Source organism: Rhodococcus sp. JS3073 (assembly GCF_026810085.1).
Classification (GTDB): domain Bacteria; phylum Actinomycetota; class Actinomycetes; order Mycobacteriales; family Mycobacteriaceae; genus Rhodococcus_F; species Rhodococcus_F wratislaviensis.
In genome coordinates, this window is sequence record NZ_CP113952.1 from 308,905 (window position 1) to 329,079 (window position 20,175).

Here is a 20,175-nt window from a genome sequence, read left to right on the forward strand (position 1 = left end):
ATGACCGTCACCGACCCCGCCACCGACGCGGCCGGAACCGAACCGACGCAGGTCAATCCGGCCGCGAACGCCGCCGTCAACCAGCCCCAGACCTATGCCACGAAACCGATGACCGGCGACGAGTATATCGAGTCCATCAGCGACGACCGTGAGATCTGGTTACACGGCGAGCGCGTCAAAGACCACACCAACCACCCCGCGTTCCGCAACTCCGTTCGCATGATCGCCCGCCTCTACGACAGCCTGCACACCGGCGAGCACGTCGACACCCTCACCACCGGCACCGACACCGGCAACGGCGGTGTGACGATGCCCTTCTTCCGGACCGCCAAAACCACCGAAGACGTGCTCGCCGACCGCGACGCGATCGCCACCTGGGCGCGGATGACCTACGGCTGGATGGGCCGCAGCCCCGACTACAAGGCCTCCTTCCTCGGCACCCTGCACGCGAACAAGGAGCTGTACTCCCCGTTCGAGGCCAACGCCGAACGCTGGTACCGCGAATCGCAGGAGAAGGTCCTGTACTGGAACCACGCGATCATCAACCCGCCAGTCGACCGCCAGCTCCCGCCCGACGAGGTCGGTGACGTGTTCATGAAGGTGGAGAAGGAAACCGACTCGGGCCTGATCGTCTCCGGTGCGAAGGTGGTGGCCACCGGTTCGGCGATCACCAACTACAACTTCATCGCCCACTACGGCCTGCCGATCAAGAAGAAGGAATTCGCCCTCATCTGCACGGTCCCGATGGGGGCACCCGGGGTGAAGCTGATCTCCCGCGCGTCCTACGCGCAGAACGCGGCGATCACCGGGACACCCTTCGACTACCCGCTGTCGAGCCGGTTCGACGAGAACGACGCCATCCTCGTCTTCGACAAGGTCCTGGTGCCCTGGGAGAACGTCTTCATGTACGGGGCCGTCGACAAGATCAACACCTTCTTCCCGCAGTCCGGCTTCCTCCCGCGCGCCATGCTGCAGGGCTGTACCCGGCTCGCGGTCAAACTCGACTTCATCGCCGGCCTGCTCATGAAAGCTCTCGACTGCACCGGTGCCGGCGGCTTCCGCGGCGTGCAGACCCGCGTCGGTGAGGTCATCGGCTGGCGGAACCTGTTCTGGTCACTGACCGAATCAATGGCGCGCGACCCGGAACAGTGGATCGGGGACACCGTCATCCCCAAGCTCGAATACGGCCTGACCTACCGCATGTTCATGATGCAGGGCTACCCCAGGATCAAGGAGATCATCGAACAAGACGTCGCCTCCGGGCTGATCTACCTCCCGTCCTCGGCGGCCGACTTCAAGTCGACGGAAATCCGTCCGTACCTCGACAAGTACGTGCGGGGCTCGGACGGCATCACCGCGGTCGACCGCGTGAAGGTGATGAAGGCGCTGTGGGATTCGATCGGATCCGAGTTCGGTGGGCGCCACGAACTGTACGAGCGCAACTACTCCGGCAACCACGAAAACGTCAAGGTCGAGTTGCTGTTCGGTGCGCAGGCCACCGGAGTGGTGTCGGGCATGCGGGGTCTGGCAGAGCAGTTCATGAGCGAGTACGACCTCGACGGCTGGACTGTCCCTGACCTCATCGGCAACGACGACGTCTCGTACTTCGGCCGAAAGTAGCACCAGCCGAGTAACGAGAGACCCTCCCGACGACAGCGGAGCGTCACTGGACGGCGGGCTTTCTCGACAGCGAACGGGCTGGGTCTCGTCCGAGAAAGTCCGCCACCAGCCCCCCAATCCCCACATCAGTCCTAGCGATGGACGTGCTTCCATGACCGACGACGACGTGACCCCGCACGGCGAAGGCACTGGTCAAGGCGCACTGCACCCCCCGCGCACGCAGCAATTGCGGGGTTCGTCCTCCGCTGGGAGAGAAATGCAGCAGTGCGGAGGAACAATGACCGACCCGTCGCTCGCTCACACCTCAGATTCACTACCACCGCGCGAGTATCAGGTCACCGTGCTTCCCAACGGGATCCGCATCAGTGTCGGCACGGACGAATCAATCGTCGATGCGCTGCGCCGGCAGGGCTACCGGTCCCGATACAAATGCAGGCGAGGCGGTTGCGGAGCCTGCCGAGCCACGCTCGTCGACGGGCAAGTCGTCTACCGCACGCCAGTAAGCGAATCGGTCGTCGACGGCCCCGACCGCGATCCCGGGCAGCGAAAGTGCCTCCCCTGCCGGGCCTGTCCTCAATCAGACGTGACCATCGAACTCGGGGAACGGGACCGTCTCGTCGATGTCCTCGCAGGGTTCGGCCGGTCCCGACAACGCTCCACGTAGACCGTGGCCGCGAATACACATCACACCACAGGAAGGTACCCACCATGTCCGTGCTGCGACTGGGCTATGTTCACATCAACGTCACCGACCTCGCCGAGGCCAAGAACCACTACATAAACACCCTCGGCATGGACGCCGTCCACGAAGAGGACGGCACCGTCTACTTCAAGTCCTGGGACGAAGCAGACCACCACTCCGTCGTCCTCAACGAAGGCGGCGTCGGACTGATCAAACTCGGCTACAAGGTCTCCGACGAAGACTCGCTCGCCGAGATCGAAACCCGGGTTCGTGCGTTCGGCGCCACCTGCGAACGGATGAGCAAGGGCGACAATCAATCCGTCGGCGACGGCCTGCGCGTGACTCTGCCGTCCGAACACACCCTCGAGCTCTACAGCGACATCGAGTACGTCGGCACCGCAACAGGGGTATGGAACCCGGACCCGTGGCCGCGCGGCGGAACCCGCGGCATCGGAGTACCACGCCTCGACCACACCCTCATCACCACCGAAGACCCCACACTGCTGGAACGCTTCTTCACCGAGGCGCTCGACTTCCAGGCCGCCGAACGCCTCGTCGGCGGCGAGGACAACAACGAACTCGTCGGCTCGTGGATGTTCTGCGGCGAGCAGCCACACGACATCGCCTTCGTCCAAGGCGAGAACGGCAAACTGCACCACTTCGCCTATCACATCGCGGACTGGTCGGCGTTACTCCACGCCGGAGACGTCTTCTCCATGGAGGACGTGCCGATCGACTTCGGTCCGGCGCGTCACGGGATCACCCGCGGCGAGACAATCTACTTCTTCGATCCCGCCGGCAACCGCAACGAAGTCTTCTCCGGCGGATACCGCACCGGCAAGGACTTCCGCACCATCACCTGGACCATGGATCAGGCCGCCCGCGGCATCAACTTCACCCATCGGGAACTGGACCAGAACTTCCTCACCGTCGTCACCTAAGGCACCGGCCATCACACGCCGACGCCCGCGACCGGAAGTCCACAACGATTGCACCGTCACGGAGTAAACCAATGACCACCACAACCGAACAATCACCCGAAATCGCAAAGACCATCGACGTCAACGGTGTCGCTACCAACTACCACGATGTGGGAGAAGGTGCCCCCGTCGTCCTTATCCACGGATCGGGCCCAGGCGTCACCGCGTGGGCGAACTGGCGCACAACCATCCCCCACCTCGCCGAAAAGTTCCGCGTCATCGCACCGGACATCCTCGGGTTCGGATACACCGAACGCCCCGACGGCGTCGAATACAACTCGACCACCTGGACCCATCATCTCGTGGGCCTGCTCGATGCTCTCGGCCTCGACAAAGTATCCATCGTGGGCAACAGCTTCGGCGGATCACTCGCCCTGAACATCGCGACCAAGAACCCCGAGCGTGTCGACCGGCTCGTGCTGATGGGTAGCGTCGGGGTGCCCTTCGAGATCACCGACGGGCTCGACGCAGTCTGGGGTTTCGAGCCCTCCCTACCGGCCATGCGCAAACTGTTGGATGTCTTCGCCTACGACCGCTCGCTGGTCAACGATGAGCTCGCCGAGCTTCGACTCGCGGCCGCGACCCGACCAGGCGTTCAAGAGGCATTCAGTGCGATGTTCCCGGCACCGCGCCAGCAAGGTGTCGACGAGATGGCCGTCGACGAAACACTGATCGCCGGCCTGACGAACGACACTCTCATCGTGCACGGCCGCGACGATCAGGTCATACCGTTGTCCAACTCGCTGCAGCTGCTCGAACTCATCGACCGCTCGCAGCTGCACGTGTTCGGACGCTGCGGTCACTGGGTTCAGATCGAACACTCGGCCCGGTTCAACAGCCTGGTCGCGGACTTTCTGTCCGAGTAGCCGCAGAATACGACAACGATGAAGGTGTCCGCGGCCGTCGCAGTTCAGCACGACGGCCGCGGACCTCGTCGCCGCATCAGAAGGTATGCCCCCAGAGCATGAACGACGACCTGTTCGGCCACGAACTCGAATGGCAGCGAAACTCCCGATGCCGCAGGATGGGAACCGAATTGTTCTTCCCACAGGACGGAGAATCTCCGCACCAGCGGTCGAAGCGTGAACGCGAAGCCAAACAGCTCTGCGCGCGATGCACGGTCGCCGGCGAATGCCGAACCTACGCATTCGAAAGGGCAGAGCCACACGGGATATGGGGCGGACTCTCTGCCACCGAACGACGGTCGAGGTACTGACCCCACAGTCGCACGTCGATGAAGCATCGCTTCCGTGTGCGATAGCTCGCCGACATCTGGATCAGCACGGTGCCGACTTCGAGTTTCGAACTCGCACCGGACGCGACCGGCACAACCGCACGCCATCGAGACCCGATCCCGACCCGACCCTTGTCTTGGCTCGATCAAGCACGCCACCGACGGACACCCAGACGTTGACCTGGGTCCGCCCGCACCACCCTTATCGACGTCACCTGCAGGAGACACGCATGCCCACGCTCTTCCTCCACGCCCTGATTACAGTGCTCAGCCTCTTGCACCGAGGCCAGTGGGGGGTCACGCCCCGCCGGATAATCTGGGAAATCGCGTACGCCCGGGCCGCGATGCGCTGGGCGCAGATGTGTACCGAACCAGTGGACGTGTTCGAGCCGACCACTTCGAGGCAGAGTCAGTCACCGACATCGGCGTAGCCGATCCCTTCCCTAGCCGATGGCCGAGCGACCCGATTGCGCGCAATTGAGCCCGTGACCCTGCCCCAGCTGACTTCGTCAACCGCGGGTGAGCGTTACCGGCCACTACGACTGAAGCGTCGGCGCACCCCGTCCCGGCACCAGTCAACTCCGCTCGCCCGATTCGCCCGCGTGAGATCCTGCGGGGACGACTCATCAGCGACGACGGCCGTCTTTGGCACTGCACTCAGCGCGGAGGGCATTCCGGAAGCTGAGCGTCGGGCGACGATAGACACCTGGGGCGCATCGGCGCGGGTCTATTCGCCCACTCGGTGCCTGGTCACGGCCACCGGTTCGCCGACCGACCGAGGTGTGGGTGCCAAGAGCACCGAACACAGCGGACACGGTCGGCGCGGGAGTCTTTTCAGCTTGCCACGCTATCGGAGTTCGCGGCGAGGAGGTCGAGTGCGATGTCGACGATGAGGTCTTCCTGTCCGCCGACGAGGCCGCGGCGGCCGACCTCGAGGAGGATGGTGCGCACGTCGATGCCGTATCGGTGGGATGCGGCTTCGGCGTGCCGGAGGAAGGACGAGTACACGCCGGCGTAGCCGAGGGTGAGGGTTTCCCGGTCGACGCGGACGGGCCGGTCCTGCAGGGGCCGGACGAGGTCGTCGGCGGCGTCCTGGAGGGCGGACAGATCGCTGTTGTGCTTCCAGCCCTGCAGGTCCGCGACCGCGATGAACGGTTCGATCGGGCAGTTGCCGGCGCCGGCGCCGTGCCCGGCCAGCGAGGCGTCGACACGGGTGACACCCTCTTCGACGGCGACGACGGAATTGGCGACCGACAGTGACAGGTTCTCGTGGGCGTGGATGCCGATCTCGGTGGCCTCGTCGAGCACGTCCCGGTAGGCGCGGACCCGGTCGCGGACGCTGTCCATGGTCAACCGGCCACCAGAGTCGGTGACGTAGACGCAGTGCGCGCCGTAGGACTCCATGAGCTTGGCCTGGGCGGCGAGTTCGGGTGCGGTGGTCATGTGGCTCATCATGAGGAAGCCGGAGACGTCCATGCCGAGTTCCCGGGCTTTGCCGATGTGCTGGGCGGCGCCGTCGGCTTCGGTGCAATGAGTCGCGACCCGCACCGACCGCACGCCCAGTGGTAGGCGTGTTCGAGTTCGGCGATGGTGCCGATGCCGGGCAGCAGCAGGGTGGTCAGCCGGGCGTGGGTGAGGTTGGCGGCGGCGGCTTCGATCCATTCCCAGTCGGTGTTTCTGCCGGGGCCGTAGTTCAGCGATCCGCCGGCGAGTCCGTCGCCGTGGGCGACCTCGATGCCGTCGACACCGGCGGCGTCGAGCGCGGCCACGATCTTGCCGACGTCGTCGGGGGTGGTGCGGCCGTCCGCGTTGATGGACGACGTCATCGCCGCGGCCGAGGCCCGGCTGTCCCGCGTCGTGGTCGGCGACCCCGACGCCGAAGGCGTCACCATGGGACCCGCGGTAAGCGTCGAACAGCGCGACGAGGTCCTGAAATCGCTGCGCGGCCTGACCAAGTCGGCGCAGATCGTGGTCGGCGACCCGGAGAACTTCGAGGTCGTCGGCGCCGACAAGGCGACCGGCGCGTTCCTGCCGCCGATCCTGCTGCGCTCCGACGACAAGGACGCCACCGAACCCCACGACATCGAGGCCTTCGGTCCCGTCAGCACCGTCATCGGATACGACAGCACCGACGAGGTCGTCGAACTCGCCGCCCGCGGCAAGGGCAGCCTCGTCGCCTCCCTCGTCACCCGCGATTCCGCACTCGCCCGCGACATCGTGCTCGGCCTCGCCCCGTTCCACGGCCGCGTCCTCGTCCTCAACCGCGACGACGCGAAGGAATCCACCGGCCACGGTTCACCCCTGCCCGTCCTCGTGCACGGCGGTCCCGGACGCGCAGGCGGCGGCGAGGAACTCGGCGGCATCCGCGGCATCCTGCACCACATGCAGCGCACCGCGGTCCAGGCCACCCCGGACATCCTGACCGCGGTCGGGAACAAGTGGGTCACCGGTTCGCAGCGCAACGACGACGGCATTCACCCGTTCCGGAAGAACCTCGCGCAGTTGCGGATCGGCGACACCATCGTCGGCGGCCCCCGCCAGGTCACCCTCGCCGACATCGACCACTTCGCCGAGTTCACCGGCGACACGTTCTACGCCCACACCGACCCCGAGGCCGCGGCCGCCAACCCGCTGTTCGGCGGCATCGTGGCCCACGGGTACCTCGTCGTCTCCCTCGCCGCCGGCCTGTTCGTCGAACCGAATCCCGGTCCCGTCCTCGCCAACTTCGGTGTCGACAACCTCCGGTTCCTCACCCCCGTCAAGGCCGACGACAGCCTCACCGTCACGCTGACCGCGAAGCTCATCACCCCGCGCAGCAGTGCGGACTACGGTGAAGTCCGTTGGGATGCAGTCGTCGTCAACCAGGACGGCGATCCCGTCGCAACGTACGACGTTCTCACCCTCGTCGCCAAGGGCGACCCCGAATAGACCGTCGCCTCAGGCGGCGCCGATGAGAAGGAAGAGAAATGAGCCTGAAAGTTGTCGTTTGTTACGGCCATCCCGATGACCCCGACGCGTTCGATGCGTACTACCGCGACACCCACATGCCGCTGGCCCGCAAGATCCCCGGGCTCACCGAATTTACCTGGGGCAAATGCATTGCGCTCGAAGGAGATACGACGCCGTACTACGGTATCGCGAGTCTGTTCTTCCCGGACACCGAAACGCTGCACAACGCCCTGACATCGGAAGAGATGGGGGCGGCAGCCGCGGACGTGGCGAACTTCGCCACCGGCGGAGTGACGATGTACACCCAGGAAGAGCGTTCGGTCGTCACCGCATAAGACTTCGGCCGGATCTCCGCCCTTTCGAGAGGGGGTCCGGCCGAATTTCAACGCGCAAGTACGGGAAGAGGACGTATGCCAGTCGAGGTTGGGGCGGGTCAGTGCCGGGTGGCGCAGAAGATGTTCGAGTCCGATGTCGCGTCGAAGGCGCTGGGCATCGAGAGCCTCGAGCTCAGCCCCGGTCATGCAGTCGCGTCGATGGTCGTGGGTGAGACCATGGTCAACGGACAGGGCATCACTCACGGCGGGTTCGTGTTCACCCTCGCCGACACCGCATTCGCGATGGCGTGCAACGGCTACGACTCCCCCGCCGTCGCCGCCCGCGCCGACATCCGGTTCCTCACCTCCACCTGTCTCGGCGAGACCCTCATTGCCGAGGCCGTGGAACGGGCCCGCTACGGGCGCAACGGCATCTACGACGTCACCGTCCGGCGCGGGGACGACGTCATCGCCGAGTTCCGCGGCGACAGTCGCGTGATCGGGCGCGCGAAGGCGACACCGGAGGACAGGACGTGAGATCGGCGGCCCCCACATGGTGGCCGCGTGTCAGGTTCCGGTGCCGTGGAGCAGCCCGGTGAGGTAAGCGTCGGCAGCATCTGACCAGCCAGGAGGCCAGGGATGTGTGCGCAAGGCGCTGTCGAGGACAGTGAGGACCTCGCCGATTCCCGGTCCTGCGTCCAGCAGCGGGCGGACGAGGCCGTGCCCGGTGCAGGTGAGGATGGCGGGCACGAGTTCGCTGACGGCGTCATCGGTACGGCCAGCGGCATGCAATGCGCAGGCGAGAAGTAGATGCGCCCGCAGTTCGGCACGCGGTCGCGCCGATTGCGTGGCGCAGGTGACTAATTCGTTGGCCAACGTGATGGCCTGATCGGTGTTCTCCGCGTTGGGGTCGACGAGCAGAAGCCGGATGGTCGAGTCGGTGTCGAGTTCGGCGGTAATCGCCGCGATGCCGTCGGAGCCCGCACCGGTCAGCGGTGGGGGTTCACTGGTGCGGCGTTTGGTGATCAGACCTGCGCGGATACGTTCGTTCTCGATCCGGGCCGCCAGCCGTGGGAGGGACAAGTTGGCGGCGATCTCGGCCCCTTGTCGTAGACGCTGTTCGGGTGCGGAGCGGTCACCCCGCACGGCCTTGATCCGGGCTCCGGTGCCGTAGGTGGCGAGCATGAAGTCCACGACCCCGCCTTCGGATCCGAGTTTGTAACTCTCGTCGAGAAGCTGTTCGGCGTCGTCGATATGCCCCTGCTCGTACATCAGGTCGGCGAGGATCGCTCCGGCCAACCTCACGGCATGCGAGGAATGTCCGCCGATCTGCCGGGCGAGTTGTTGCGCGGCGCGAAACGCATCATGAGCGGCGGTGATGTCGAGTTGCTCCATGGCGGCGATGCCGGTGAAACATGCCCCGTACATCACACTGAACGGACCGGTGGTGCGTTCGTGGTGCGGGGTGGCCCACTCCTGCCAGCGGCGTGCGCCGGTGAAATCGAAGGTATAGATCGCTTGGAACGCGGCAACGTTGGCCGCCGCAGAGACGACGAACGAGCGCAGTGTGTCGGGGCGGGCGAGGCATTCGGCGATCCGTTTGTCCAGGCCGACGACGTGGTCGGAGAACAACTCACTGATTCCCCGGACGAGGGAGACCTCGGCGAGCAGATCGTCGGCATCCTCGGTGGTGGTGCGCATGTGTTCGAGTGTGGATTCGGCGCTGCGGAGGGCTTCCTGGATCGGATGGGGCCGGTGGTGCAGCAGGACGTGGGCCCAGGCCACCGCGATCTGCAGTCGTGGGCGGGCGCGCACGTGTTCGTGGGTGAGTTTGGCTGCCAGTCCCAGCAGTGTGGCCATCTGGGAGTGTTCGATGAGCAGCATGCCCTGGGCCTCGACGAGGTCTGCTGCAGTATCGGGATCGCCGGCGGCGAGGGCGTGGTCGACCGCCTCGCTGAGCATGGTGTGCTCGGCGAACCACTGCGCGGCTGTGGCATGCAGGGCAACCACCAGTTCGGGGTGGTCGCGTTCGAGACGGCGCCGGAGGAAGTCGGCGAAAAGGTGGTGATAGCGGAACCATTGGCCCTCGTCGTCGAGCCTGCGCAGGAATAGGTCGCGGCCCTCGATGTGTTCGAGCATCGCCTGTCCGCGGGGGATGTCGGCCAGCCGCCCAGCGAGTGGGCCGCAGAGTCGTTCGGTGATCGAGGTGCGTAGGAGGAAGTCGAGGACGTCGGGTTCGAGGGTGTTGAGGACATTCTCGGCGAGGTATTCGCCGATCGCGTGGTGCCGGCCGGACAGGTGCGCGATCAACTCGGTGGGGTCTTCGCGGCCGCGCAGTGACAGTGACGCCAGTTGCAGGGCAGCCACCTATCCATCGGTGAAGGTGTGCAACCGGGTGATGTCGTCAGGTGCCAGCGTGAGACCGGCCAGGTCGACGAGGAAGGACCGTGCCTCCTCGTCGTCGAAGCGCAGAGCGGCGGCATCGATTTCGACCAGTTCGTCGCGGACCTGCAATCGGCTCAGTGGGAGCCCGGTTCGGCTGCGGCTGGTCACCACGACCTGCAGGTCGTGGCAGCTGTTGGTGAGCAGGAAGTCGATGGTCTCGAGGGTGGTCGAGTCGGTGATGCGATGCCAGTCGTCGATGATCACCACGCGCAGTTCGCCCGTCTCGTGGATGTCGTTGATCAGTGAGGTGAACACATACCGTTCGGCGTCGTCCCCGTGCTCTTCGAGAACTTGTCCGAGTTCGTGAGCCAGGGCAGGACGCATCATGCGGATGGCCTCGATCAGGTGAGCGAGGAACCAGACTGCGTTGTTGTCGTCGGGGTCGATGCTCAGCCAGGCCACCGGGATGCCGGCGATGATCAGGTGTTCGCGTCACTGGGCGGCGAGGGTGTCGGTGCTTGTCCCCGAATGGGGATCCGCTTACGGCACACCCACAGGACAGGACAGGAGGTTCCAGGCAACCTTCACCGGCAGTTCGACCTCGGATCCCGTATTGCCATGAATCGTGGCGCCAGCGTGCCGCGGCTGGACATGCCTCACGGACAGCACCGTGCCAAATAGCGTCGGCAAAAACGTGCCAGATAGCGCCGGGAGTCACATCAGAGCAGGTGTCGGCAAACTCGTTATTCGACGGTTATGGAGTGTCGTCTTGGGTGAGGCCGTTGAGGCCTGGGTAGGCGTTTCCTGTGGTCTGTTCCAGTCGGGTGGCGAGGCCGTGTGCTGCGTGCAGGAGCGATGGAAGGTATTGGGATAGGTCGTCGCGCAGCGTGTAGCTGACGATGCCGATGGCGGCTTTCACCAGTCCGTTGACTTGCACTGGGACGGCGACCGATGTTGAGCCCCGGTGATAGTCCTGGTGGCTTTCTGCGTATCCGCGCTGCCGGATTTGGGCGAGTTGGCGGGAGAGTGCGCGGCGGTCTGTGATGGTCTCCGCGGAATAGCTGGTCAGCGGCATTGAGAGTATGGCGTCGATGAAGGATTCGTCGCTGAAGGCGAGCAGCGCTTTGCCCACGCCGGTCGCATGGAGCGGGATTCTGGCGCCGATGCGGCTCTGTACGGGCACGGATTCTTCCGATGTCAGCTTTTCGACGTAGATGGCGTCGGTTCCGTCGCAGACGGCGAGCTGCACTGTCTCCCGGCAGTCGTACTGGAGGTTGAGGAGAAACGGCATGGCCGTTTCGCGGAGTCGGCCGTGAACAGGGGTGAGGAGCCCCATCTCCCAAAGCTTCACCCCGAGTCCGTACCGACCTGCGTGGTCGCGGTCGAGGAATCGGCCGTCCTCGAGTTCGCCGGCGAGGCGATACACCGTGGCGACGGGAAGACCCGCGCGGCGTGCGAGTTGGCTGAGTGTCAGTAGCGGGTGTTCGACGTCGAAGGCGGCCAAGACGGCGAGGGCCCGGGCCGTGACGGACTTCGCGTTGCTCTTGTACGGTTCGGCGCTCATCGGTGCTCGCTGTTCGTGTGTGGCTGAGTTTCGGGCGGTGCGGCGGTCGAATGACGATCGTCCGCGGAGTTGTTCAAGATGCCGACGAGAGTGCGTGCGACACTTCTCAGTTCGGGCACCAAGGCTTCGGCGGTGACCGGGGGTTTGGTGGTGCCGCTGGGCGGGGGTACGGCGGCCGAAAGCGCCATTGGTGGTCGGCCTTCGGCGTCGAGTCCGACTGCGTATTCCACGGTTCCGTCGGGCCGCACCAGGCGGGCCCAGCCCTGCCGGTGAACGACGGTGAGGGTTTCCTCGAGTCGGTCGAACTGCATTCGCGTCAATGGCAGCGAGCTCCGGACGGCCGGGGTCAGTGACGTCATGATCACCTGTCCGGCGGCGCAGTCGTGCAACGGCAGTGTCAAGCCCGGGCCGCCGCCGGCGGAGCTGCCGCCGTGCGCGAGGACTTCCTCCACACACAGCGCGTTCTGACCGTTGTAGACGAAGACCCGGATCATGGATCCGGAGCGAGCGGCGAGACGAACCAGGAGCGGGCGGGTGCCCATCCCGATCACATCGTGGGTGGGAGCCAGGATGCCGAGCTCCCAGATCTTCGGGCCGATGCTGTACCGGCCGTCGCCGCCGCGCTCGACCGCGGCCATGGCCTGGAGCCGGTCGAGAAGACGGAACGTGGTGGCGACCGGCAGACCCGTGCGACGCGAGATCTGGGACAGCGTCATGCGCCGATGGGTGATGTCGAAGGACATCAGAACCGCGAAGGCGCGTTCGGTCACCGACTTTCTGGGGGCGCCCGGTGGTGACGCCGTCATGAGGTCCACCTTTCTGCCTTCCGGGTCTTGCGCTCAACTCGCACCCTAGACGCCTTTCCACTGTGTGAAAAGAGTCGACAGGATTTCCCGCCGGTAAGGGCTTTGAACTGCGAGTTGTCATGTTCCTTTTCGTTCAGTGAAAAGCTTTCTGGTGGCCTGGGTCACAAGCGGCACACACTGTGATCCACGTTCCGGGCACTGAGCCCTTGGGCATGGAGGAGAAGTTATGACGACCACCGAGAGCGAGCGGAACTCGATTCCCACGTCGCAGTCGGCACCGGATGCGCGCCATTTCCCGGACCCGTACGAGATCACCACCCCGGAGGGGGCGGAGGGCTGGGAGGAGATGTACGCCTACCACAACCGGTTCCTGGGCACGCGGCGGGCGGAGGACTCGGCGAAGACCTGGTTCCGCAATTCGTTGCACTACCCGGAGGTCTCGTACCCGTTCGATCAGGCGATGGTCGATGGCGCCTTCACCGGCACGGGCGTGACGAACACCCGTGTCTTCGCGCTGCCGCCGGCCAAGGGCCTGGATGTGCGGATCGTCAACGGGTACACCTACATGTCCACCCTGCCCAGCCCGGATTCGGGCGAGCAGGCCCGCCGTGCGGAGGAATTCGCCGAGCGTGCCGGGTATTACTTCCAGAACTGGGACACCCTCTACGCCGAGTGGGAGGGCCGCGTCACCGACGCGATCCGTGGGGTGCACGCACTGGAGGTCCCCGCGCTGTCGGAGTTCGAGCCGATCGAGCGCGTCCTCGAGGACCGCGGTCCCACCCAGGGCAACCAATTGCTGGCGGCGTATCACCGCCTCCTCGAGTACGGCGACCAGATCTGGACGCTGCACTCGGAGTTCCTGAACCTCGGCTACGCCGCGTACCTGCAATTCCTCACCCTGTGTAAGGAACACTTCCCGGAAATCGACGACCAGACGATCTCCCGGATGGTCAGCGGTGTCGACGTGTTGCTCTTCCGCCCGGACGACGAACTGCGCGCCCTGGCACGCAAGGCCGAGGAACTCGGGGTCGGGGACATCGTCCGGGCCGCCACCACCGAAAAGGACTTGACCGACGGGCTCGGCGGCACCGACGCCGGAAAGGTGTGGCTCGCCGCCCTGGAGGAAAGCAAGGACCCGTGGTTCTACTTCTCCTACGGGTCGGGGATGTACCACTCGCACCGCAGCTGGATCGACGACCTGAGCTTGCCGATTCAGGCCATCGGTGACTACCTCGACCGCCTGCGAAAAGGCGAGGACCTCACCCGCCCCCTGGAAAGGCTGCAGGCCGAGCGTGATTCGGTGGTCGAGCACTACCGTTCACTGCTCGACGAGGAAGACCTGCCCGGCTTCGACGAGGCACTGGGGTTGTCGCGGACCGTGTTCCCCTACGTGGAAAACCACAACTTCTACGTCGAGCACTGGTTCCTCACCAACTTCTGGAACAAGACCCGCGAATTCAGCCGGCTCCTGCACAGGTGGGGCTTCTGGGACGACGTGGAGGACATCTTCTTCCTCCGCCGCGCCGAGGTCGAAGAAGCGATCGTAGACCTGCAGATGGCATGGGGTGCCGGCGGCAAGCCGCAGGGCGGCTTCCATTGGCCACAGATCATCGAGCGCCGCAAGGAAATCTACGCCGCGCTCGACGCGTGGAACCCGCCACCGGCCCTCGGCCCGGTCCCGCAGGAGGTGAGCGAGCCGCTGACCATCATGCTCTGGGGCATCACCCCGGAAACAGTCGAACGCTGGCTGACCGCCCAGGACGGCGGCGGAAGTAGCAACACCCTGTCGGGCTTCGCGGGTTCGCCCGGCGTCGCCGAGGGCCCCGCCCGCGTCGTGCTGCGCCCGGACCAGCTCGACACCGTCCAAGAAGGCGAGATCCTCGTCGCCCCGGTCACCAGCCCGAGTTGGACTCCGGTATTCGGCCGGATCCGCGGAGCGGTCAGCGATATCGGCGGCATCATGTGCCACGCCGCGATCGTCTCCCGCGAATACGAGCTGCCCGCTGTCGTCGGCACCGGTTTCGGCACCTCGACCATCAAGACGGGCCAGTTGATTCGCGTCGACGGCAACACCGGCACCGTCACCATCCTCGACGAGGCCGCTGACGCCTCCTGATCGACTCTCGGCGGCCACCACCACCGAAGCACTGAAAAGGAACAAGACCGTGGGTAAGTACACGAAGAAATTCGACGAGGTCCGCTCCACCGACCGCCCGCTGGTGGGCGGCAAGTGCGCCAGCCTCGGCGAGATGGTGCAGGCCGGACTTCCGGTACCGGACGGATTCGCCGTCACGATCGATGCGTACGAGGACTTCCGGGACGACTCGGATCTGCGCGCCGAACTGCGAGGCCTGGTCGGCGTCGATCCGGACAGCTCGAAGTCACTGCAGGACGCCCACGATCAGGCTGTGGCCCTGGTTCTCGGGAGGAATCTGCCGGCCGCGATCGAGGACGAGATCCGCGAGGCGTATCTCGCCTTGTCCCGGGAAACGGCCCGTCGCCGCGGCACGGGGGACACCGACCGTATCCCGGTGGCCGTGCGGTCCTCGTCCGTCGACGAGGACGGGGACGCGGCCAGCTTCGCCGGCCAGCAGGAAACCTATCTCTGGGTGGTCGGCGCCGACGACGTGATCGCGAAGGTCCGCGAGTGCTGGGCGAGCCTGTACACCCCGCAGGCCATCGCCTACCGCGCCGGGATGTCCGAAACGGACGCCGCCGAGGCGTCCAAGATCTCGGTCGCGGTGCAGCTGATGGCCGACGCCGACGTCGCGGGGGTGACGTTCACGGTCAGCCCACGCACCGGCGACCGGTCCGTGATCGCCATCAACGCGAGCTGGGGACTCGGACAATCCGTGGTCTCCGGTGAGGTGACGCCGGACGAGTACTGGCTGACGAAGATCGGGCCCGCCCTCACCAGCAGCCGGATCGCGTCGAAGGAACACGAATACGTGCCCGCCCCGGACGGCACCGGTGTCATCTTCCGGGAAGTCGAGCAGGCCCGCCGCGAGGTGTCCTGCCTCAGCGATGGCGAACTGATGCAGCTCGCCGAAATCGGGTTGAAGGTGGAGGAACACTACGGCTGTCCCCAGGACATCGAGTGGGCCCTCGAGCACGACAGCGACGGCACCAGCCGGGTCATGCTGCTGCAGTCCCGCCCGGAAACCAACTGGAAAAAGCGCAAGGAAGAAAAGAGCAAGCGCACCTCGAGCGCCACATCAAATCTGCTCGGGTTCGTATCCGCCGCAGCGAAGGGACAGACGCGATGAGCACCGACACCACCCCGAGCTGGCAGGACATCCTCGACCTGGTCACCCAACTCGACGACGGCAACTACGACAGCGCTGCCGTCGAATTCGGAGACGTCTCCGTCCGCCTCTCCCGCACCGGCGATCTCCCCGCCCCCGCCGCAGCCCCGGCGACACCGACAGCGTCGACCGGAACCCTGCCCGCGCCAGCACAGTCCGCTGCCGCGGCGGCGCCCACCGCGCCCGCACCGGTAGAAGTGAAGGAAACTCCGGCACCACCCACACCGGAGGGAACCACCGTCCCCGCACCCATGATCGGCGTCTTCTACCGGTGCCCCTCCCCGGGCGCACCCCCCTTCGTCGAACCGGGCGAGCGCGTCGAACCCGACACCACCATCGGCATCATCGAGGTGATGAAGCTGATGAACCCGGTCACGGCCGGAGTGTCCGGCACCCTGACCGAGATCCTCGCCAAGGACAACGAGCAGGTCGAATACGGGCAGCCGCTCGCCGTCGTCACCGAGGCAGGCACGCCATGACCAAAAGTGACACGACGAAGAAGCCGGTGGTCCTGATCGCCAACCGCGGCGAGATCGCCGTGCGGATCGCCGCCGCCGCACGCCGCATCGGCGCCAGCCCGGTCCTGGCGGCCAGCACCGCCGACATCGGCTCACGGGCCGCGCAACTGGCGGACCGGGTCATCGTCATCGGCCCCGCCCAGGCCGGTCAGTCGTACCTGCGGCCGGAGTACGTGGCCGAGGCCGCCGTGCACGCCGGCGCCGACGTTGTCCACCCCGGCTACGGATTCCTCAGTGAGCAACCCGAACTCGCCGAACTCCTCGAAGCCGAGAACATCGCCTTCGCCGGCCCGCGGCCCGAGACCCTACGCGCCGTCGGCGACAAGAGCAGCGCCCGCAAGGTGGCCGTCGCCGCCGGTGTTCCGGTCGCACCCGCGACCGAGATCGACGACGTGAACAACGTGGTGCCACTCGCCGAATCCATCGGCTACCCCCTGCTGATCAAAGCGGTCCACGGCGGCGGTGGCCGCGGCATCCGCCTGGTCACCGGCCCCGAGGACCTCCCACGGCTGGCCCCGCAGGCCGCCGCCGAGGCCCAGGCCGCGTTCGGAAACGGCGCGCTCTACCTCGAGCGCTTCTACCCCGCGGCCCGGCACGTGGAAGTGCAGGTGTTCGGTGACGGGCAGGGCGGCGTCCAGATCTTCGGGGACCGGGACTGCTCCGTGCAGCGCCGGCATCAGAAACTCATCGAAGAATGCCCCGCCTGGGGGCTCACCGAAAGTCGGCGCACCGTACTGCACGACTCCTCCCGCGCACTGGTCCAGGCCCTGCGCTACCGCGGCGCCGGCACCGTCGAGTTCCTCGTCGACACCGAATCCGAGGACGTCGTCTTCCTGGAAATGAACGCCCGCATCCAGGTCGAACACCCCGTGACCGAGGAGGCCTACGGAATCGACCTGGTCGCAGCCCAGCTTCGCCTGGCCCTCGGGCAGGACCCGCAGCTGCCCGACGTTCCCCCGGTACCGCCGGCCGCCGTCATCGAGTTGCGGATCAACGCCGAGGATCCGGACAACGACTTCCGGCCCAACCCGGGCGTCATCGACCACGTGTCCTGGCCCACCGGGCCCGGTGTACGGGTGGACACCCACATCTACGACGGCTACTCGTTCCCGCCGTTCTACGACAGCCTGATGGCCAAGCTGATCGTCCGCGCCGACACCCGCGACGCCGCTGTGGCGGCAGTACAGGCGGCCGCGCACTCGGTGACCGTCGAGGGCGTCACGACAACACTGCCGCTGCACGCATTCGTGCTCGCACACCCCGATTTCATCCACGGCGGTGTCAGCACATCGTGGTTCGGGCCGATCTGGGAACAGCACCAAGCCCAGCGAAAGGAAGCACTCCGATGACCACACTCGTCACCGACCCGACCGTTGCCCGCCCGACCGCCGCAGCAGGCAGCCGGAAGCCGATCCGTCTGGTGGACACCAGCCTGCGCGATGGAAACCAGAGCCTTTGGGGCGCCACCGGTTTGACCACCGGCATGGTCGAGGCCGTGGGCCCGTTGCTCAATCAGGTCGGCTACGAGGCCATCGACTTCACCAGCTCCACCAACCTGTCGATGGGCGTGAAGTGGCACAACGAGAACCCGTGGGAACGGATCTCCCGCATGCGGGCCGTCATGCCCAACACCCCACTGTCCGCCATCACCACCGGCATGCGGTTCATGTCCTGGGAGAAGGCGTCCGAGACCGTCATGCGGATGGCGCTGCGCCTGATGGCACACCATGGACTGCGCCGTCTGCAGATCGCCGAACCGATGAACGACGTCGAATCCCTGCTCCGGGTCGCCCAGTGGGCGAAGGAAGAGGGGATCGAACAGATCGTCGCGGCGGTGACATTCACCGAAAGCCCCGTGCACACCGACGAGAGCTACAGCCGAAACATCAAGGCCTACACCGCCAGCAGCTACATCGATTCGGTCTACGTCAAAGACCCGGGTGGGCTGCTGACTGTCGAACGGACCCGGCAACTGATCCCCGGCGTCCGCGACGCCGCCGGTGAGAAGACTCTGGAACTGCACAGTCACTGCACCACCGGCGCAGCCTCACACCTGTACCTGGTGGCCGCCGAGCTCGGCGTGGACGTCCTGCACACCGGTCTCGGTCCGCTCTCCAACGGCACCGCCCAGCCCGGACTCGAGAACCTGGTCGGCAACCTCGACGCCCTCGGCATCCCGGTGCAGGCCGACCGCGACGCCGCCACAGCGGCCGCGGACATCCTCTACTCGATCGCCAAATCCCAGAACCTGCCCGCCGGGGCACCGACCGAGTACGACCTGAGCTTCCACGTCCATCAGGTGCCGGGCGGGATGATGGGCACCCTCAAACGCCAGCTCGGCGAACTGCGGATGCTCGAGCAGTTGCCCGCCGTCATCGAGGAGACCGGCCGCGTGCGCGCCGACCTGGGCTACCCCATCATGGTCACCCCGTTCAGCCAGTTCGTCGGCAGCCAGGCACTGATGAATGTGCTCGCCGCCCAATCCGGGCAAGAGCGCTACAGCCGAATCCCCGACGAAGTGGTGCGGTTCGTGCTCGGCCACTTCGGCACCCCCGAAGGCGAGATCGCACCCGAGGTCCTCGAGAAGGTGTCGGCGCTGCCCCGCGCCCGCGAACTCGACAAGAAGGTGCCCGAACCCACCCTGGCGGAACTGCACGAGGAACACGCACGCCGCTTCGGACGACAATTGCCCGAGGAGGAACTGCTGCTGCGGATGGTGCTTCCACAGGACCAGGTCGACTCCATGCTCGCCGCCGGACCGGCTCCGCGCTGGTCCCCGGCCGGCACCACCCGGCACGGCGCCCCGGTCACCACCATCGCCGAGTTCATCCGCGCCGCCCACGAACTTCCCCGCTGGAAGTACCTCGCCGTCAACCGCGGCACCGAACGAGTCGAACTGCACCGCAACACCACCGGAGGAACCCAGTGAACCGCGACGAACTCCTCACCCGGCTCGCCGATGTCCGCGGCGTCATGTTCGATATCGACGGCTGCCTCGTCATCTCCGACGGCCCCAGCGGAAAGGGCGGACGGGCACTGCCCGGCGCCCCTGAGGCCATCGATCTGGTCCGCCGCACCGGCCGGAGCATGGCCGTGTTCACCAACGGCTCCATGCAGACACCCCACCAGATCGCCGAATCGCTGCGCTCCCTCGATCTGGACGTCCGCGACGAGGAAGTCCTCACCCCCGCGGTCGTGGCCGCCGAAACCATGCAGACCCTGCATCCGGAACAGCCCCTACTCGTGTTCGGTGGGCCCGGAGTCCAACACGACTTCCTCACCCGCGGCCTCGACGTCGTCGACCTCGATCGCGCCCTGGCCGGGGAACCAACGAACGCCGCCGCAGTCGTAATCGGTTGGGACGTCGAGTTCGGCCGGAACAAGCTGCAGATCGCCGCCGAAGCCGTCCTCGCCGGCGCCCAGATCTACTGCACCTCCGACGCACGCTCCTTCGCCTCCGAACACCGCCTGAACGTCGGAGTATCCGGCTTCATCGCGGCCGGTCTGAGCCACGTCACCCAGCGCCCCTACCGTATACTCGGCAAACCCGCCCCCGAGGCATTCGAGGTCCTGACCCGACGCCTGCAGGTAGCTCCCGAGCAGATGCTGATCATCGGCGACGACCTCACCCTCGAATGCGCGATGGCACGCCGGGGCGGTGCACTGGGCGCCCTGGTGACCACCGGAACACATTCGGCGGCCGACGCGGACGCGGCACCGCCCGAGCACCAACCCGACTTCATCATCAGCGCCCTCGGCGAGTTGCTGGAACTGCTCGCGGCGGCGCCTGAGCGCACTCCCTCCCGGCTCGGATAGAC

At 66.1% G+C, this 20,175-nt stretch carries 17 protein-coding genes and 2 pseudogenes; 14 read left to right on the plus strand and 5 right to left on the minus strand.

Going from position 1 to position 20,175, the window contains the following annotated elements; genetic code table 11:
- The 5 genes from OYT95_RS39500 (at position 1) to OYT95_RS39520 (ending at position 4,498) form a co-directional block, all read left to right on the plus strand.
- On the plus strand, positions 1 to 1,620 hold the full coding sequence (locus OYT95_RS39500; RefSeq protein WP_268793012.1) for a 4-hydroxyphenylacetate 3-hydroxylase family protein: 1,620 nt from the start codon (positions 1 to 3) through the stop codon (positions 1,618 to 1,620).
- Positions 1,621 to 1,771: 151 nt separating this feature from the next.
- Positions 1,772 to 2,284 carry a 2Fe-2S iron-sulfur cluster-binding protein gene (locus OYT95_RS39505; protein ID WP_268793013.1) on the plus strand — a complete coding sequence of 171 codons (513 nt, stop codon included), beginning with the start codon at positions 1,772 to 1,774 and terminating at the stop codon, positions 2,282 to 2,284.
- A gap of 44 nt (positions 2,285 to 2,328) precedes the next feature.
- Positions 2,329 to 3,243, plus strand: coding sequence for a catechol 2,3-dioxygenase (locus OYT95_RS39510; RefSeq protein WP_268793014.1), 915 nt, complete (start codon positions 2,329 to 2,331; stop codon positions 3,241 to 3,243).
- A 71-nt stretch (positions 3,244 to 3,314) separates the two neighbouring features.
- The gene (locus tag OYT95_RS39515) at positions 3,315 to 4,148 is read left to right on the plus strand and encodes an alpha/beta fold hydrolase (RefSeq protein WP_268793015.1); all 834 of its coding nucleotides are present in this window, start codon (positions 3,315 to 3,317) and stop codon (positions 4,146 to 4,148) included.
- Between the two features lie 98 nt (positions 4,149 to 4,246).
- On the plus strand, positions 4,247 to 4,498 hold the full coding sequence (locus tag OYT95_RS39520; protein WP_268793016.1) for a WhiB family transcriptional regulator: 252 nt from the start codon (positions 4,247 to 4,249) through the stop codon (positions 4,496 to 4,498).
- Between the two features lie 852 nt (positions 4,499 to 5,350).
- On the opposite strand, the pseudogene dmpG reads toward OYT95_RS39520, so the two are convergent.
- Positions 5,351 to 6,315: pseudogene (gene dmpG, locus OYT95_RS39525) on the minus strand (4-hydroxy-2-oxovalerate aldolase); the annotation flags it as partial.
- 1 nt (position 6,316) lies between these two features.
- Between dmpG and OYT95_RS39530 the strand changes: the two are divergent.
- The 3 genes and pseudogenes from OYT95_RS39530 to paaI all read left to right on the plus strand — a co-directional run.
- Positions 6,317 to 7,444, plus strand: a pseudogene (locus OYT95_RS39530) (aldehyde dehydrogenase family protein); the annotation flags it as partial.
- Between the two features lie 38 nt (positions 7,445 to 7,482).
- Positions 7,483 to 7,800, plus strand: a complete 318-nt coding sequence (locus OYT95_RS39535; protein ID WP_268793017.1) for an EthD family reductase — start codon at positions 7,483 to 7,485, stop codon at positions 7,798 to 7,800.
- A 75-nt stretch (positions 7,801 to 7,875) separates the two neighbouring features.
- Positions 7,876 to 8,316, plus strand: a complete 441-nt coding sequence (gene paaI / locus OYT95_RS39540; protein WP_268793018.1) for a hydroxyphenylacetyl-CoA thioesterase PaaI — start codon at positions 7,876 to 7,878, stop codon at positions 8,314 to 8,316.
- A 30-nt stretch (positions 8,317 to 8,346) separates the two neighbouring features.
- Here the strand turns inward: paaI and OYT95_RS39545 are convergent, their stop codons facing one another.
- From OYT95_RS39545 to OYT95_RS39560, 4 genes are all read right to left on the minus strand, one after another.
- Positions 8,347 to 10,146 carry a hypothetical protein gene (locus OYT95_RS39545; protein ID WP_268793019.1) on the minus strand — a complete coding sequence of 600 codons (1,800 nt, stop codon included), beginning with the start codon at positions 10,144 to 10,146 and terminating at the stop codon, positions 8,347 to 8,349.
- Complete coding sequence (locus OYT95_RS39550) at positions 10,147 to 10,626, minus strand: hypothetical protein (RefSeq protein ID WP_268793020.1); 480 nt, start codon at positions 10,624 to 10,626, stop codon at positions 10,147 to 10,149.
- 292 nt (positions 10,627 to 10,918) lie between these two features.
- Positions 10,919 to 11,728 (minus strand): IclR family transcriptional regulator, encoded by an 810-nt coding sequence (locus OYT95_RS39555; RefSeq protein ID WP_268793021.1) that lies wholly within the window; start codon positions 11,726 to 11,728, stop codon positions 10,919 to 10,921.
- Positions 11,725 to 12,534, minus strand: coding sequence for an IclR family transcriptional regulator (locus OYT95_RS39560; RefSeq protein WP_268793022.1), 810 nt, complete (start codon positions 12,532 to 12,534; stop codon positions 11,725 to 11,727). Before OYT95_RS39560 ends, OYT95_RS39555 begins: the two co-directional genes overlap by 4 nt.
- A 226-nt stretch (positions 12,535 to 12,760) precedes the next feature.
- Between OYT95_RS39560 and OYT95_RS39565 the strand changes: the two genes are divergently transcribed.
- From OYT95_RS39565 to OYT95_RS39590, 6 genes are read left to right on the plus strand one after another with little or no spacing between them, the layout of a single operon-like run.
- A complete protein-coding gene (locus tag OYT95_RS39565; protein WP_268793023.1) occupies positions 12,761 to 14,650 on the plus strand; it encodes a PEP-utilizing enzyme in 1,890 nt (629 codons plus the stop codon).
- Positions 14,651 to 14,699: 49 nt separating this feature from the next.
- Entirely contained in the window at positions 14,700 to 15,800 is a 1,101-nt protein-coding gene (locus OYT95_RS39570) for a PEP/pyruvate-binding domain-containing protein (protein WP_268793024.1), read from the plus strand.
- Positions 15,797 to 16,318, plus strand: coding sequence for an acetyl-CoA carboxylase biotin carboxyl carrier protein (locus OYT95_RS39575; protein WP_268793025.1), 522 nt, complete (start codon positions 15,797 to 15,799; stop codon positions 16,316 to 16,318). Before OYT95_RS39570 ends, OYT95_RS39575 begins: the two co-directional genes overlap by 4 nt.
- Complete coding sequence (locus OYT95_RS39580) at positions 16,315 to 17,706, plus strand: ATP-binding protein (protein ID WP_268793026.1); 1,392 nt, start codon at positions 16,315 to 16,317, stop codon at positions 17,704 to 17,706. Before OYT95_RS39575 ends, OYT95_RS39580 begins: the two co-directional genes overlap by 4 nt.
- Positions 17,703 to 19,286: a hypothetical protein gene (locus OYT95_RS39585; protein ID WP_268793027.1), complete on the plus strand. Its 1,584-nt coding sequence runs from the start codon at positions 17,703 to 17,705 to the stop codon at positions 19,284 to 19,286. The genes OYT95_RS39580 and OYT95_RS39585 overlap by 4 nt, the downstream gene beginning before the upstream one ends.
- A complete protein-coding gene (locus OYT95_RS39590; RefSeq protein ID WP_268793028.1) occupies positions 19,283 to 20,173 on the plus strand; it encodes an HAD-IIA family hydrolase in 891 nt (296 codons plus the stop codon). Before OYT95_RS39585 ends, OYT95_RS39590 begins: the two co-directional genes overlap by 4 nt.
- The last annotated feature ends 2 nt before the right edge of the window (positions 20,174 to 20,175 follow it).

What these genes read in the sequence shown, in the direction of transcription:
- OYT95_RS39575 (WP_268793025.1), top strand. Translation starts at nt 15,797, where the DNA reads ATGAGCACCGACACCACCCCGAGCTGGCAGGACATCCTCGACCTGGTC.
- OYT95_RS39555 (WP_268793021.1), bottom strand. Translation starts at nt 11,728, where the DNA reads ATGAGCGCCGAACCGTACAAGAGCAACGCGAAGTCCGTCACGGCCCGG.
- OYT95_RS39510 (WP_268793014.1), top strand. Translation starts at nt 2,329, where the DNA reads ATGTCCGTGCTGCGACTGGGCTATGTTCACATCAACGTCACCGACCTC.
- paaI (WP_268793018.1), top strand. Translation starts at nt 7,876, where the DNA reads ATGCCAGTCGAGGTTGGGGCGGGTCAGTGCCGGGTGGCGCAGAAGATG.
- OYT95_RS39500 (WP_268793012.1), top strand. Translation starts at nt 1, where the DNA reads ATGACCGTCACCGACCCCGCCACCGACGCGGCCGGAACCGAACCGACG.
- OYT95_RS39515 (WP_268793015.1), top strand. Translation starts at nt 3,315, where the DNA reads ATGACCACCACAACCGAACAATCACCCGAAATCGCAAAGACCATCGAC.
- OYT95_RS39565 (WP_268793023.1), top strand. Translation starts at nt 12,761, where the DNA reads ATGACGACCACCGAGAGCGAGCGGAACTCGATTCCCACGTCGCAGTCG.
- OYT95_RS39560 (WP_268793022.1), bottom strand. Translation starts at nt 12,534, where the DNA reads ATGACGGCGTCACCACCGGGCGCCCCCAGAAAGTCGGTGACCGAACGC.
- OYT95_RS39585 (WP_268793027.1), top strand. Translation starts at nt 17,703, where the DNA reads ATGACCACACTCGTCACCGACCCGACCGTTGCCCGCCCGACCGCCGCA.
- OYT95_RS39520 (WP_268793016.1), top strand. Translation starts at nt 4,247, where the DNA reads ATGAACGACGACCTGTTCGGCCACGAACTCGAATGGCAGCGAAACTCC.
- OYT95_RS39505 (WP_268793013.1), top strand. Translation starts at nt 1,772, where the DNA reads ATGACCGACGACGACGTGACCCCGCACGGCGAAGGCACTGGTCAAGGC.
- OYT95_RS39580 (WP_268793026.1), top strand. Translation starts at nt 16,315, where the DNA reads ATGACCAAAAGTGACACGACGAAGAAGCCGGTGGTCCTGATCGCCAAC.
- OYT95_RS39535 (WP_268793017.1), top strand. Translation starts at nt 7,483, where the DNA reads ATGAGCCTGAAAGTTGTCGTTTGTTACGGCCATCCCGATGACCCCGAC.